The organism is Crossiella sp. SN42, assembly GCF_023897065.1.
In the GTDB taxonomy this organism is placed as follows: Bacteria; Actinomycetota; Actinomycetes; order Mycobacteriales; family Pseudonocardiaceae; genus Crossiella.
Genome location: NZ_JAMHIV010000044.1, coordinates 75,424 through 89,342 on the forward strand (window position 1 = coordinate 75,424; position 13,919 = coordinate 89,342).

The 13,919-nt window shown below is 71.5% G+C and carries 11 protein-coding genes; 6 read left to right on the forward strand and 5 right to left on the reverse strand.

Annotated elements, in window-relative coordinates:
* Positions 1-8 precede the first annotated feature (8 nt).
* The 3 genes from M8C13_RS38970 to M8C13_RS38980 all read right to left on the reverse strand — a co-directional run bounded on the left by M8C13_RS38970 (position 9) and on the right by M8C13_RS38980 (position 5,260).
* Positions 9-3,713, reverse strand: a complete 3,705-nt coding sequence (locus M8C13_RS38970; protein WP_252485838.1) for a S8 family serine peptidase — start codon at positions 3,711-3,713, stop codon at positions 9-11.
* A 115-nt stretch (positions 3,714-3,828) separates the two neighbouring features.
* The gene (locus M8C13_RS38975; RefSeq protein WP_252485839.1) at positions 3,829-4,632 is read right to left on the reverse strand and encodes an aminotransferase class IV; all 804 of its coding nucleotides are present in this window, start codon (positions 4,630-4,632) and stop codon (positions 3,829-3,831) included.
* A gap of 16 nt (positions 4,633-4,648) precedes the next feature.
* Complete coding sequence (locus M8C13_RS38980) at positions 4,649-5,260, reverse strand: sigma-70 family RNA polymerase sigma factor (RefSeq protein ID WP_308202911.1); 612 nt, start codon at positions 5,258-5,260, stop codon at positions 4,649-4,651.
* 295 nt (positions 5,261-5,555) lie between these two features.
* Between M8C13_RS38980 and M8C13_RS38985 the strand changes: the two genes are divergently transcribed.
* Entirely contained in the window at positions 5,556-6,713 is a 1,158-nt protein-coding gene (locus M8C13_RS38985; protein WP_252485840.1) for an acyl-CoA dehydrogenase family protein, read from the forward strand.
* A complete protein-coding gene (locus M8C13_RS38990; RefSeq protein ID WP_252485841.1) occupies positions 6,710-7,954 on the forward strand; it encodes an MFS transporter in 1,245 nt (414 codons plus the stop codon). Before M8C13_RS38985 ends, M8C13_RS38990 begins: the two co-directional genes overlap by 4 nt.
* Here M8C13_RS38990 and M8C13_RS44890 read toward each other — a convergent pair.
* Positions 7,951-8,085: a hypothetical protein gene (locus M8C13_RS44890; protein WP_256510466.1), complete on the reverse strand. Its 135-nt coding sequence runs from the start codon at positions 8,083-8,085 to the stop codon at positions 7,951-7,953. The genes M8C13_RS38990 and M8C13_RS44890 overlap by 4 nt on opposite strands.
* Positions 8,086-8,124: 39 nt before the next feature.
* On the opposite strand from M8C13_RS44890, the gene M8C13_RS38995 reads away from it, so the two are divergent.
* Complete coding sequence (locus tag M8C13_RS38995; RefSeq protein ID WP_252485842.1) at positions 8,125-8,319, forward strand: DUF3046 domain-containing protein; 195 nt, start codon at positions 8,125-8,127, stop codon at positions 8,317-8,319.
* A gap of 49 nt (positions 8,320-8,368) precedes the next feature.
* On the opposite strand, the gene M8C13_RS39000 is transcribed toward M8C13_RS38995, so the two are convergent.
* A complete protein-coding gene (locus M8C13_RS39000; protein WP_252485843.1) occupies positions 8,369-10,195 on the reverse strand; it encodes a S8 family serine peptidase in 1,827 nt (608 codons plus the stop codon).
* Between the two features lie 296 nt (positions 10,196-10,491).
* Here M8C13_RS39000 and M8C13_RS39005 point away from each other — a divergent pair, with 296 nt between their 5' ends.
* The 3 genes from M8C13_RS39005 to M8C13_RS39015 all read left to right on the forward strand — a co-directional run bounded on the left by M8C13_RS39005 (position 10,492) and on the right by M8C13_RS39015 (position 13,276).
* Positions 10,492-11,451: a hypothetical protein gene (locus M8C13_RS39005; protein WP_252485844.1), complete on the forward strand. Its 960-nt coding sequence runs from the start codon at positions 10,492-10,494 to the stop codon at positions 11,449-11,451.
* Between the two features lie 239 nt (positions 11,452-11,690).
* Entirely contained in the window at positions 11,691-12,734 is a 1,044-nt protein-coding gene (gene recA / locus M8C13_RS39010) for a recombinase RecA (protein ID WP_252485845.1), read from the forward strand.
* A gap of 2 nt (positions 12,735-12,736) precedes the next feature.
* The gene (locus tag M8C13_RS39015) at positions 12,737-13,276 is read left to right on the forward strand and encodes a regulatory protein RecX (RefSeq protein ID WP_252485846.1); all 540 of its coding nucleotides are present in this window, start codon (positions 12,737-12,739) and stop codon (positions 13,274-13,276) included.
* Positions 13,277-13,919: the final 643 nt, after the last annotated feature.

Here is a 13,919-nt window from a genome sequence, read left to right on the forward strand (position 1 = left end):
GCATTCGCTCAGCCGATCTCGTAGGCCTTGAGCACGGTCTGCTCCACCTTGCTGGACCCGTCGGAAGCCTTGGCCCGCAAGGACACGAAGCCCTTGGCCGGGTTGCGCACCGTCGCCGTCCAGCCCGCCTCGGTCTTGTCCACCTTGGCCTGCTGCCAGGTGGCGCCGTCATCCACCGAGTAGTCCACGGTCAGGCTGTCCGGCTGGGCCGGGCCGTCCTGGCGCGGCACGGTCACCGGGATGGCGAACTCCCGGTCGCCGGGGGCCACGTTGCGCAGGCTCACCGGCGGCGCGAACCGCACGGTGTACAGCGGCAGCGGCCCGGTCTCCACCCTGGGCGGGGCGAAGGTCCACACCGAGCTGACCTTGGTGGAGGTGGTCCACCACGGCGCGTCCCTGCTGACGTCGGACTCCAGCCGGTACTCGCGTGCCCCTGGGCGGACGAACACGCCGCGGCCGGGCAGGTTGTGCCGCGCCACCTCCTGGCCATCGGCGAACAGCGTCGTGCTGCCCTTGTCGATCTCCCAGCTCGGGTCGGCCACCCTGGGGTGCCCCGCCGCGTCGGACCACCAGGGCACGGTCACGTCGATCAGGTCGCCCTTGATCCAGGCCCACGGGTGGTTCTCGCCGAGGGCGCTGCTGGTGGTGCCGTGGAACGCGGGCCCGTTGACCGCCTTGTTCCACTCGTGCCGGTAGGACTTGCCCGCCTCCAGCTTCACCTTGGCGGTCAGGTCGCCGGAGGCGCCCCACCAGCCGCCGACGCTGAGGTCCCAGTTGCCGGGGGTGAAGTACTCGACCCGTTCGGCCGAGGCCACGCCCTCGGTGAAGCTCTGGGTGCTGATCCAGCCGCTGGGCGTCTGGTAGTAACCGCCGACGATGGGCGGCTCGTTCTGGCTGTAGCCGTAGTAGACCGAGTTCACCGTGGCCAGTTCGGCGGGCTTGGCCTGGTACTCCAGCTTGGCCGGGACCTTGCCCGCGGCGGGGTAGGCCAGCTCGTAGCGGAACTTGCTGCCCTTGCGCGCGATCAGCGACACCTGGCCGCCGGTCTTGGCGAACTCGGCCAGCTTCGGCCCGTACTGGCCAAAGGCCCGCACCGAGGGCAGCACCGCCGGGTTCTCCTCCTCGGCCAGCTTGGCGGCCGCGCGGAAGGGCTGCTCGTCGCTGACGTAGAGCCCGGCGACCAGGCCACCGGCCGCCTTGATGTTGCGGATCCGTTGGTACACCTCGTCATAGGTGGTCTGGCCGGGCAGGCCGATCACCACCAGCTTGCCCTTGGCGTCGACCTTGGCCAGCTCCTCCACCGTGCCGCTGCCCGCGTAGACCGAGGGCAGCTTGGTGTTCACCGGGTCCTCGGCGGAGCCGCGCAGCCAGCCGACGGCCATCTCCTGGCGTTGCGCGCCTTCGGTGAACAGCTCCAGGTCCGGCTCCTCCAGCCGGATGTTGTTGGCGAAGCTGAACGACGGGGAGCTGACCCCGGCGGTGGAGTAGGCGGAGAAGTGGGAGAACCGGGGGTTGAGGAACCAGCCGAAGCTGTGCGTCTGCCCGGTGTCCTTGATCTGCTGCCGCATCTGCGCCAGCCAGTAGCCACTGCGCGCGGCGGCCTGGTCGGCACTGATCTTGACCTGCTTGGCCTGCCGGGCGTCGAAGTTCACCGTGGCCGACTTGCTGATCTTCACCACGGGGTTGGCCACCATCGCGATGGTCGGCTCGCCGTCCGGCCGGGGCGTGGTGATCGAGCCGATCGCGGTGTAGGTGCCGGGCGGCACCCGGACGCTGCCGCCGGGCGGCATCCGGTAGGCCTCACCGTCCTGGTGGCGGGTCAGGATGACCTGGCCGTTGTCCGCGGTGCCGGGCTTGCCGTCCTGCAACAGGACTTTGGCGGTGACGTCGTAGTGCTCGCCCTCCTCGTGCGCGCCGACCAGCGAGCGCACCGTGGTGGTGCCGTCGGTGGCGGTGAGCACGCCGCCGTAGCTGCCCTGCTTGGCCGCGCGCGGGGTCAGCGTGAGCGTCACCGAGGCATGGCCGCCGGCGGGCACGGTCACCGAGCTCGCGGACAGCTTGGCCAGGTTCGCCGGGGCCGGCGCGCCCGAGGTGTCGGCCAGGTCCAGCTTCAGGTTCAGGGTGATCGGCGCGGTGCCCGGGTTGGTGTAGGTCACCGTGCGGGTCTCCGCCTTGGTGCTGGGCCACTTCAGGAACGCGTTGACCACGCTCGGCCCGGCCAGCACCTTCGCGCCGACCGCCTTGCCCAGGTCCATCCGGCCGCCGCCGACGGCGAACACGCCGCTGCCCGCGACCGGGACCGCGGTGGACACCAGCGCCGACTTGAGCTGCTCGGCGGTCCAGTCCGGGTGCTGCTGGGCCAGGATCGCCACCCCGCCGGCCACGTGCGGCGTGGCCATCGAGGTGCCGGATGCCTTGGTGTAGCGGTCATTCACCGGCTCACCCATCGCGGTGCCGGTGGCGCGGGCGGCCACGATGTCGCTGCCCGGCGCGGAGATCTCCGGCTTCACCGCGCCGTCGCCGACCCGCGGTCCCTGGCTGGAGAACTCCGAGCGGCCACCGGACTTGGTCACGCTGCCCACGGTCAGCGCCAGGTCGGCGCTGGCCGGGCTGGACACCGAACCGGGCGAGCCGTAGTTGCCCGCGGCGATCACGAACAGCGCGTTGTGCTTGCGGGTCAACGTGTTCACCGCCAGCGCCATCGGGTCGCTGCCGTCGGTCGGGCCGCCGCCCAGGCTCATGCTGATGACCTTGGCCTTGACCTCGCCCGCGGCCCACTCCATGCCCGCGATGATGTCGTCGAACTGGCCGCTGCCGTTGTCGTTGAGCACCTTGCCGACCGCGAGGTCGGCCTCCGGGGCGACCCCCTTGAACTTGCCGCCTTCGGCCGCGCCAGAGCCCACGGCGGTCGCGGCCACGTGCGTGCCGTGCCCGTCGCCGTCCTTGACGTTGCCCTTGCCGCTGAAGTCCTTGCTGTGCTTGACCTTCCCGGCCACATCCGGGTGCGTGTCGTCGATCCCGGTGTCCAGCACCGCGACCGTGACGCCCTTGCCGGTGAACCCGGCCTGCCAGGCGGCCGGCGCGCCGACCTGCGGCACGCTCGTGTCCAGTGAGGACTTCACCTTGCCGTTGAGCCAGATCTTGCTGGCCCCACCGGCGAGCGCGGCCGGGCCCTGCTGGGTCAGCTCACGCCAGAAATCGGTCGCCGCCGCCTTCTTCCCGTCCACCGCGGCCAGGTTCAGGCTGGGCAGCTCACGTTGCGCGGTGACGCCCGGCAGCGCCGCGGCACGGCGGGTGGCCGCGGCCTCCGGGTACTGCACCAGCAGCGGCAGCACCGGGCTGCGCGCGTCGTCGTAGCCCTGCCGGATCAGGCCGGTGACGTTGAACAGCTCGCGGTCCAGCAGCCCCTCGGCCAGCAGCCGCTCGGCCCGCTCCGGCACCAGGTACCAGTCGGTCTTGCCATCGCGGGTGACCGGGAACTGCCGGAAGCCGAACGACGTTGAGCGATGTGCCGGGTCGACGTTGAGCTGCCAGCCGCCGTCGGCGCGCTGTGCCGCGCGCACCTTGTCGCCGGTGATCAGGGTGACCTGGTGCTGCGTGCCCGCACCGGGTGCGGGAGCGGGTGCCGCGGCGGCCGATGGCGAGACCGCCAGGGTGGCGCTCGCGGTGGCCAGCGCCACCAGCCCGGCCAACGTCCGTGATCTTCGGTTCATCTCGTTGGACCCCTCGGTAGGAACGGGGGCGGAAAGGGAAGCCCCTTTTCCTTATTGGCCGAAACCTGGTGAGAGTTCCACTTTTTCGTGCGATCGACCGACAACGATCGGCGGGTCAGACCTCATCCCACGGAGCGAGCTCGTAGGCCCGGCGGAGCAGGTCCATCAGCTCGGGGTCCACCGCGAACTCGACCTCGTCGATGCTGCTCAGGGCGCGGGCGCCGGTGGGCGCGTTGGTGAAGAAGGCGGCCCGGAAACCGGTCAGCTGAGCCGGTTCGACCGGCCGGTCCAGCTCGGGCACGCCCAGCTCGGCCAGACCGCGGCGCAGCAGCTGGTAGGCGATGCCGGGCAGCACGGCCGCCTCCGGCCACACCACGTGCTCGCCGTCGAAGAGGCCGAGGTTCCAGATCGAGCCCTCGCTGAGCCTGCCGCGCTCGTCCAGGAACACCACGTCCTGGTAGCCGTCCAGCCGGGCCAGCCGCTGCTGCTGGAACAGGCCGAAGGTGCCCACGTGCTTGAACTCCGGCGCGTCCCTGGTGTACCGCGCGGTGCGGGTGCGCAGGGGAGTGGTCGCGGGCTCCGGCGCGGGGCGGATGAGTACCAGCACCCTCGGCTCGATCGGCGCGCCGAGCCCGTCCCAGCTGAGCGCGGCCGGGAAGACGTTGATCCGGGCGCTGACCGGGCCGGGCAGGCCGGCGAGTGCCTGCCGCAGCAGGGCGCGGACCCGGTCCAGGTCCAGGGTGGTGCCGAACAACGCGCTGGTCGCGTGGCCGAGCCGGGCCAGGTGCAGGTCAAGGCCGCGGACCCGGCCGTCCACCGCGGTCATGCCGGTGAAGTGGCCGTAGTTGACCGTGGTCGTGGTCAGCAGCTGCTCGACCGTGGCCGGTTGTCCGTCGATCTCGGCACGCAACACGCTCATGCCGCCGACCCTAGGTCTAGGCGCGCTTCGACCTGGTCAGCAGGGTGCGCAACCGGCTGATCGCCCGGTGCTGGGCCACCCGCACCGCGCCAGGGGTGGACCCGACCGTGCTGGCGGTCTCCTCGGCGGACAGGCCCACCACCACGCGCAGCACCAGGATCTCCCGCTGCTTCGGCGGCAGCACGTCCAGCAGCTTGCCCATCTCGGTGGACAGCTCGCGGTAGAGCGCCTGCTGCTCCGGCCCGCCCTCGGTGATCACGGTGTCCGGCACCTCGGGCACCGGCTCGGAGATGTTGCGCGCGGCGTGCCGGTAGGCGTCGGCCACCTTGTGCCCGGCGATGCCGTAGACGAAGGCCAGGAACGGGCGGCCCTGCGAGCGGTAGGTGGGCAGCGCGGTCAGCACCGCGAGGCAGACCTCCTGGGCCACGTCGTCGGCGGAGGCGAAGGAACGCTCCTGGCGGCCGATCCGGGTGCGGCAGTAGCGGACCACGATCGGCCGGATGTAACCGAGCAGCCAGGACACCGACTGCCGGTCCCCCGCGATGGCCGCGGACACCACCCCGTCGAGCTCGGCGTCCCTGGACTCCGCGCGGACCGGGGTGAAGACGGCGGTCGTGCGCCTGGCGATGTCCCGGCGTAGCACCCCACCGAGTCCCCCTAGGGAATGCGCCTGTGCGGACACTGTGTCGTCCCCTCTCTAGTCGCCCCAGCCGACACGATTCCTGCGTTCGGACGAACTCTTGCTTCAACTTTCGACTTGTTCTGTGACGCAACGCACGGTGCGACGGGGACGGAGACGGAATGTGATGTCGCCGGGCCAAACCGTTACCTGAATGGCGGTCTGCGGTTGCCCGTTCGGTCGCCTGCCGCGAGTGATCCACTGAGCGGTTCCGCCGGGCAGAACCCCATGTCACGATCGAGGCATGGAGCGTCAGCTGTACGGGGACGAGCACGAGGCGTTGCGGGCGACGGTGCGGGAGTTCCTGGCCAGGTCCGTGCTGCCGCACCACGCGCAGTGGGAGCGGGACGGCATCGTGGCGCGGGAGGTGTGGGAGGAGGCCGGGAAGCTCGGCCTGCTCGGCATCGACATGCCGGAGCGCTTCGGCGGCGGGGGCGAGCCGGACTACCGCTTCTACGCCGTGCAGGATGAGGAGGTGGTGCGGGCCGGGGCCTCCGGGCTGGGCTTCGGGCTGCACAACGACATCGTCGGGCCGTACCTGCGCGAGCTGACCACCGAGGAGCAGAAGCAGCGCTGGCTGCCGGACTTCTGCGCGGGCAAGCTGATCACCGCGATCGCCATGAGCGAGCCCGGCGCGGGCTCTGACCTGCAAGGCATCCGCACCTACGCGCGGCGGGACGGCTCGGACTGGGTGCTCTCCGGGTCCAAGATCTTCATCACCAACGGCATCCTGTCCGACCTGGTCATCGTGGTCGCGCGCACCGATCCGGAGGCCGAGGGCAGCAAGGGGCTGAGCCTGCTCGCGGTGGAGCGGGGCATGCCGGGGTTCGAGCGCGGGCGGAACCTGGACAAGATCGGGCAGAAGGCGCAGGACACCGCCGAGCTGTTCTTCGACGAGGTGCGGGTGCCCGCGGCGAACCTGATCGGCGAGCAGAACCGCGGCTTCTACCACCTGATGCGGTTCCTGCCGCAGGAACGGCTGTCCATGGCGGTCGGCTCGGCCGCGGCGGTGCGCGCGATGCTCGACCTCACCGAGGACTACGTGCGCGAGCGCAAGGCCTTCGGCCGCTCCATCGGCGCGTTCCAGAACACCCGGTTCGAGCTGGCCGAGATGGAGACGCAGTACTGGGTCACCCAGACCTTCGTGGACCGCTGCGTGCTGGACCTGGTCGCGGGCAGGCTCACCGCGGAGGACGCGGCCATGGCCAAGTGGTGGGCCACCGACATCGACCGCAGGGTGGCCGACCGCTGCCTGCAACTGCACGGCGGCTACGGCTACATGAGCGAGTACCCGATCTCCAAGTACTTCCTGGACGGCCGGGTGCAGGCGATCTACGGCGGCACCAACGAGATCATGAAGGAGATCATCGGCCGGTCACTCCGGCTGGATGGCCCGCGGTGACCCCGGTCGCGGCCGCCCAGCGCCGGGTGCTCGGGATGCTGACCGCGACCCAGGTGCTCGGCGCGGGCGGGGTGGCCGCCGGAGTCGCGGTGAGCGCGCTGGCCGGGGCCGCGCTCTCCGGCAGCGCGGCGGTCGGCGGGATGGCCGCGACCGCCTCCACCATCGGCTCGGCGCTGCTCGCGGTGCCCGCGGCCACCCTGGCGCAGCGGCGCGGACGGCGGCCGGCGCTGGTGCTGGGCTACGGGACCGGCGTGCTCGGGTCGGTGCTGGCGGTGCTCGCGCTGGTGCTGGGCAGCTGGCCGCTGCTGCTGGGCGCGTTGGTGCTCTTCGGCGGCGGCGCGATGGCCGGACTCGCCGCCCGGTACGCCGCCACCGACCTCGCGCTGCCGGAACGCCGGGCGCGGGCGCTGTCGGTGGTGGTCTGGGCCAGCACCGCGGGCGTGCTGGTCGGACCGAACCTGGCCGGACCCGCTGGTCAGCTGGCCGGTGAGCTCGGGCTGCCCGCGGCGGCGGGGGCGTACCTGGTGGCGGCGCTGGTGTTCCTGGCCGCCGCGCTGTGCGCAGGCCTCGGCCTGCGCCCCGACCCACTGGTGCTGGCCAGGTCCTTCGCGCCGGCCGGGGTGAACTGCCCGGCGCACGGCGGCGTGCCGGTGGTGCCATCGGGGGCCTGGTCGGCCTGGCGGCACCTGCGCGGGCAGGCCGGGCTGGCACTGGCCGGGATCGTGCTCTGCCACGCGGCCATGGTCGGCCTGATGGCGATGACCCCGGTGCACCTGGACCACGGCGGCCATTCGCTGGCCGTGGTCGGCGTGGTGATCAGCCTGCACGCGGCCGCGATGTACGTGGCCAGCCCGGTCTTCGGCTGGCTGGCCGACCGGCACGGCCGGGTGCCGATCCTGGGACTCGGCGCGGCCCTGGTGGTCGCCGCGGCCGGCATCGCGGGCACCGCGGCCGGGCAGGACGCGCCGCAGCTCGCGCTGGCCCTGACCGTGCTGGGGTTCGGCTGGTCAGCGGGCGTGGTCGCGGGGTCGGCGCTGCTCACCGAGAGCGTGCCCACCGCCGAGCGGCCCGCCGTGCAGGGCCTGTCGGACCTGCTGATGAACGCCGGTGGCGCCTGCGGCGGGGTGCTGGCCGGGGTGCTGGTGACCGCGGGGTCCTACGGCGCGCTCGGGCTGGTGGTCGGCTTCGCCGCGCTGCCACTGCTGGTGGTCTGCGCGCTCACCGCGCTGCGACCGGTCTAGTCGTCGTCGCGGCCGCGCGAGTTCCGCAGGTACCGGAGGTAGAGCACGATCATGGCCACCAGCGCGCCGATGGTCGCGATGGTGGCGATCGGGGAGGACAGACCGGTGGGGTCGTCGCCGAAGTCGAACACGCGCCGAGCCTACCGGCCGGGGCCGTAGTCTGGTCCCTGATGAGAAACACGGTGTTCCGCAGTCTGATGGCCGAGGAGTTCGGCGAGGTCCGCGCCGACATGCTGGCTCGTGACCACGTCTTCTCCGCACTCGGCGGCCGGACCCCGAACCAGGCGCTGGACGCGGGATTCCCGGCCAAGCAGGTGTGGCGCGCGGTGTGCGAGGACTTCGACGTGCCGCCAGAACGGCGCTGACCCGCCCGGAGCAGGGACCGGGCGGGTCAGCATTACCTCAACCGGGTGGTCAGAAGGTCAGGCTCCAGGAGTCGATCTTGCCGGTGTCGTAGCTGGCGACGTCCTGCACGCGCAGCTTCCAGGTGCCGTTGGCGAGTTCGCTGGAGGCGTTCACCGTGTAGGTGGCCAGCACGTTGGCCGCCGAGTCACTGGCCGAGGAGCGCTTCAGCGAGTAGACGGTGCCGTCCGGGGCCACCAGGTCGACCACCAGGTCGCCGCGGAAGGTGTGCTTGATGTCCACCGCGACCTTCAGCGCGCTGGAGGCGTTGCCGGTGCGACCGGTGACGGTGATCGCGGAGGTCACCGCGGCGCCGCGGTCCGGGATCGCCACGTCCTCGGTGTTGCTGAAGGTGCCCGCCGGCGGGGGAGTGGTGCCGCCGACCGCGGCCACCGTCTTGGTGGCATCGGCCAGGCCCGCGCCGCAGCCGCCGGTGCAGGTGCCGGGCAGCGCCCGCGCGTTGTCCTTGATCAGCTGCTCCACCGAGGCCGGGGTCAGCGCCTTGTCCTTGCCCACCATCAGCGCGGCCAGGCCGGCGATGTGCGGGGCGGCCATGCTGGTGCCCTGGTACGGCTCGTAGTTCTCCGCGCCGGGGGTGCTCGCGCCGTTGTTCAGCGTGGCCCAGATGCCGTTCTCCGGGGTGGTGATGGTGCCGGGGGTGTCGTTGGCCCTGCGGGTCTCGCCGCCCGGCGCGGCCACGTCGATCTTGGCGCCGTAGTTGGAGTACCAGGTCCGGTTGCCCTCGCGGCTGCTCGCGGCGACCGAGATGACGTTGTTGCAGCTGGCCGGGGTGTAGCCGGAGACCTCGTCGTTGCTGTTGCCCGCGGCCACGACCACCGTGGTGCCGCGGGAGACCGCGGCGTTGATCGCGTTCTGATAGGTGCTGGAGCAGCTGGACTTGCCGCCCAGGCTCATGTTGATGACCTTGGCCGGGTTCTGGTTGGCTGGCACGCCGGTGACCGAACCGCCGGAGGCCCAGTTGATCGCGTCCGCGATGTCGGAGGTGGCGCCGCCGCACTTGGCCAGCACCCGGATCGGCTGGATCTTGGCGTTGTAGGCGATGCCCGCGATGCCCTTGCTGTTGCCGGTGCTGGCCGCGATGGTGCCTGCCACGTGGGTGCCGTGCCAGCTGGAGTCGGTGTCCTTGGCGGGCACCGGCTGGCCGTTGGCGTCGGTGCCGCACTCGCCGCGCTTGACCCAGTCACCCTCGTCCGCCGGGTTGGCGTCCCGGCCGTTGCCGTCCCTGGCGCGGGCGGCGTCGGCCACGAAGTCGTAGCCGCTGACGATGTTGCTGGCCAGGTCGGAGTGCGCGACGTAACCGGTGTCGATCACCGCGACGGTCACGCCGGTGCCGGTGGCGGAGTCCCAGGCGCCTGGCACGTTCATGCCGGCGTTGGCCTCGAACAGGTCCCACTGCCGGTGGTACTCGGTGTCGTTGGGCGCGGCCAGCGGCTGCATCATCAGGTCGGGCTCGACGTAGGCGACCTTCGGGTCGGCCCGGAACTCCTCGATGGTGCGCGCGGCCTCGGCCTTGGTGGTCTTGCCACCGAGGTCGACCACGGCCGCGCCGGTGGACATGCGGCGGTGCAGCCGCAGGTCCTTGCCGACCTTCGCGGCCTTGCCGCGGGCGTCGCTGGCGGCCGCGTCGTCGGAGCTGGCCTCCAGCGAGCTGGACTGGTAGCCCACGATCAGTCGCTCGAACGGGCGCTCGGTCACCGGCTGGCTGGGCTGGGCGCCGCTGGGGGCGGCCTGGGCGGTCACGGGCAGCAGCATCAGGCTGCTGACGAGGGCGGCGGGCACGGACGCCGTGGCCAGCGCCGTGCGGAACACACGGTTCACAGGGGGCTTCCTTCCAAAGCAGGGGACTCGGAAGGTAGGCATTGGTGTGATCGCAGGCACAGGGTTGGACGCGGCTGTTTTACGTCAGCACCGTGTTCACGCCATTAGTCGGTCACGTTTCCGTCATCAGCTGACTACGATGCGTTCACGACCTGCGGCGAATGGTCTAACCGATTGCCGACCCGATGGCCGCATAGTCGGATAATCACTTGAATACTGGTGATCCGGACAATCGGCTTCGACAGTGCCTTTTCGCTTTCCGGGGGTCACAATGACCGGCACAGGCGGGAGGGCGAGTGTTCGCAAACCTCGGGGTCGACCCGGCCCAGTCGGCGGTCTACGAGCTGCTGCTGCGTGGCGGCACGAGCAGTGCCGCCGAGTTGGCCATGGCCGGGTCGGAACGTGATCCGCGCAGGTTGGCCGAGGTGCTGCTGGAGCTGGAGAGCCGCGGCCTGGTGCGCAGGGTGGCCGGTGCGACGCCCCGCTGGTGCGCGGTCGCGCCCGATCTCGCGGTGGAGCTGCTCATCGCCGACCGGGAGAACGAGCACCGCCGCGCCCGCGCCGAGACCGCCCGGCTGATGGAGCTCTACCGGCAGTCCGGCAACGGTTGTCCGGATGACGACTCCATTGTCGAGGTGGTGAAGGGCGCGGATGCCGCGCTGTCCCAGTGGCGGGCCCTGTTGCTCAGTGCCAGGGACGAGGTCCGCGTTCTCGACAAACCGCCTTATCTGTCCCATTCCGAGGAGTTCATCGGGCTGGAGAACGACAGCAGCGAACGCGATGTCTGCTGGCGCGTGGTCTATGAAAGGTCCAGTTTTGAGCTGCCGGGGCGGCTGGCCGAGGTGCTGAGCCTGGTGGCAGGTGGCGAGAAGGCCAGGGTCACCCCGGACCTGCCGTTCAAGCTGGGCCTGGTGGACCGGCGCGGCGCGGTGCTGCCGGTGGTCGGCGCGACCGGCATCGACAGCGTGCTGGTGATCCGCCCGTCGCCGCTGCTGGACGTGCTGCACTCCACCTTCGACCTGTACTGGGACCGGAGCATCCCGTTCACCGGCGCGGCCGCGGCCGAACCCGAGCCGGAGGTGGACCCGCAGCTGCTCGCGTTGCTGGCCGCCGGGCTGACCGACGAGAGCATCGCCCGGCAGCTGGGCATGGCGCCGCGGACCGCGCAGCGCCGGGTCCGGCAGCTGATGGACCGGTGCGGCGCGCAGACCCGGTTCCAGGCTGGCGTCCAGGCGATCCGGCACGGCTGGCTCTGACACTGGCAAGCGCCGCTGCCTCAAGTGTGGCCGCGGCCAGGCCGAAACCCTCTCGGGGCGCGGCACCGTACCAGTCGGCGTGTCGGTTTTCGGATCGAACACCTGTTCGGTTAGCCTGTTGTCCACATCGGGCCGGTTATCCACAGACGGCGACCACCTCGCGGAGGATTGTCGGTCCTGCCCGCTAGCGTGAGCGCGACCCACAAAGACCAGCCCGGACGAGAAGGCGGACCACAGCGATGCCACCCGCAGCACCCGACAGAGACAAGGCCCTCGAACTCGCGCTGGCCCAGATCGACAAGCAGTTCGGCAAGGGCTCGGTGATGCGCCTGGGTGAAGAGGGGCGCCCGCCGATCGAGGTCATCCCGACCGGCTCCATCGCACTGGACGTGGCCCTGGGCATCGGCGGCCTGCCGCGTGGCCGGGTCGTGGAGATCTACGGTCCGGAGTCCTCCGGTAAGACCACGGTCGCCCTGCACGCGGTGGCCAACGCGCAGAAGAACGGCGGCATCGCCGCCTTCATCGACGCCGAGCACGCGCTCGACCCCGACTACGCCAAGGCCCTCGGCGTGGACACCGACGCGCTGCTGGTCTCCCAGCCGGACACCGGCGAGCAGGCGCTGGAGATCGCGGACATGCTGATCCGCTCCGGCGCGCTGGACGTGCTGGTGATCGACTCGGTGGCCGCGCTGGTGCCCCGCGCCGAGATCGAGGGCGAGATGGGCGACAGCCATGTCGGCCTCCAAGCCCGGCTGATGAGCCAGGCGCTGCGGAAGATCACCGGCGCGCTGCACAACTCCGGCACCACCGCGATCTTCATCAACCAGCTGCGCGAGAAGGTCGGCGTCATGTTCGGCAGCCCGGAGACCACCACCGGTGGCAAGGCGCTGAAGTTCTACGCCTCGGTGCGCCTGGACGTGCGCCGCATCGAGACGCTCAAGGACAGCGGCGACGCGGTCGGCAACCGCACCCGCGTCAAGGTGGTCAAGAACAAGGTGGCCCCGCCGTTCAAGCAGGCCGAGTTCGACATCATCTACGGCGTCGGCATCAGCCGCGAGGGCTCGCTGATCGACGTCGGCGTCGAGCAGGGCATCGTGCGCAAGTCCGGTGCTTGGTACACCTACGAGGGCGACCAGCTGGGCCAGGGCAAGGAGAACGCCCGCAAGTTCATGCGGGAGAACCCGGACGTGGCCAACGAGATCGAGAAGCGCATCAAGGAGAAGCTCGGCATCGGCGCCAAGCTCGACGCCGACGACACCGCGCCCGCTTCGGTCGACTTCTGACCGTGCGCTCCGAACAGGGCAGGCAGGAGCAGCCGCAGGATCCCGTGGCCTACGCCAGGGATGTGTGCCTGCGGCTGCTCACCGCCCGCCCGCGCACCAAGGCGGAGCTGGCGCAGAGCCTGGCGCGCAAGGGAGTGGAGCCGGAGGTCGCGGAGACGGTGCTGGCCCGCCTGGACGAGGTAGGCCTGGTCGACGACGCCGCCTTCGCCGAGGTCTGGGTCCGCTCCCGGCACGCCTACCAGGGCATGGCCCGCCGCGCCCTGAGCGTCGAGCTCCGCCGCAAGGGCGTCGCCGACGAGGTGGCCGCCGAGGCGGTGGCCGCGGTGGACCCCGAGGCCGAGGAAACCCGAGCCAGGGACTTGGTCCGCAAACGCCTCCGCGGTGGCAGCCTCCAGTCCGCCGACGAACAAACCCGCATCCGCCGCCTGGTCGGCATGCTGGCCCGCAAGGGCTACTCCGAGGGCCTGGCCTTCCGCGTAGTCCGCGAAGAACTCCGCGAGGCCAACCTGGACGCCACCCTCCTGGACAACCCCCCAGACTGACCCCCGCCCATGCCGCCACCCCGCGCCACCCCGCGCCTGCCGGAAACCCCGGCCGGCCTGGCTGACCCCGGCGGCGTGGCCAGCCCCGGCACGGCGGATCGCGTCGGCGGGGCAGGACCGCCTTGGCGGCCGGAACACGCGGGCGGAGCGCATCGCGCAGGCGCGCGGATTGCGTGGGCGGCCCAGTTTGCGTGGGTGCGCGGGTTGCGTGGGCGGCCCGGATCGCGTGGGTGCGCGGGTTGCGTGGGCACGCGGTTTGCGTTGGTGGAGCGGCGCTTCCGGGCGGCCAGCGCTGTTGGCGGCAACTCCGGCGAGGAGCGTGCCGCTTCCGGCCCGGCGTCCGAGAAGCCACGCTGCCCAAGAAGCCACGCTGCCCGAGAAGCACGCTGCCGGGGAAGCAGCGCTGCCGAAGCCGCTCCCGCCGAACGCCGCCCGCCCTGCCAGCCCCGCCTCCGACTCGCCGCAGCTTCGTTCCCACCGCGCTCCCGCCCTCACACTCCGCCCCACCGCCCCACCGCGCTCCCGCCCTCGCGCTCCGCCCCACCGCGCCTCCACCCCCCACCACAGCTCGCCCCAACTGCACTCCGCCCGAGCCGCGCTTCCGCTGCACCCCGCCGCCGCCCCTGTCACACCTCGCCCAGCC

Bases quoted from the DNA above. Each gene is read 5' to 3' on its own strand.
- M8C13_RS38970 (WP_252485838.1), bottom strand. From the start codon at position 3,713: ATGAACCGAAGATCACGGACGTTGGCCGGGCTGGTGGCGCTGGCCACC.
- M8C13_RS38975 (WP_252485839.1), bottom strand. From the start codon at position 4,632: ATGAGCGTGTTGCGTGCCGAGATCGACGGACAACCGGCCACGGTCGAG.
- M8C13_RS38985 (WP_252485840.1), top strand. From the start codon at position 5,556: ATGGAGCGTCAGCTGTACGGGGACGAGCACGAGGCGTTGCGGGCGACG.
- M8C13_RS38995 (WP_252485842.1), top strand. From the start codon at position 8,125: ATGAGAAACACGGTGTTCCGCAGTCTGATGGCCGAGGAGTTCGGCGAG.
- recA (WP_252485845.1), top strand. From the start codon at position 11,691: ATGCCACCCGCAGCACCCGACAGAGACAAGGCCCTCGAACTCGCGCTG.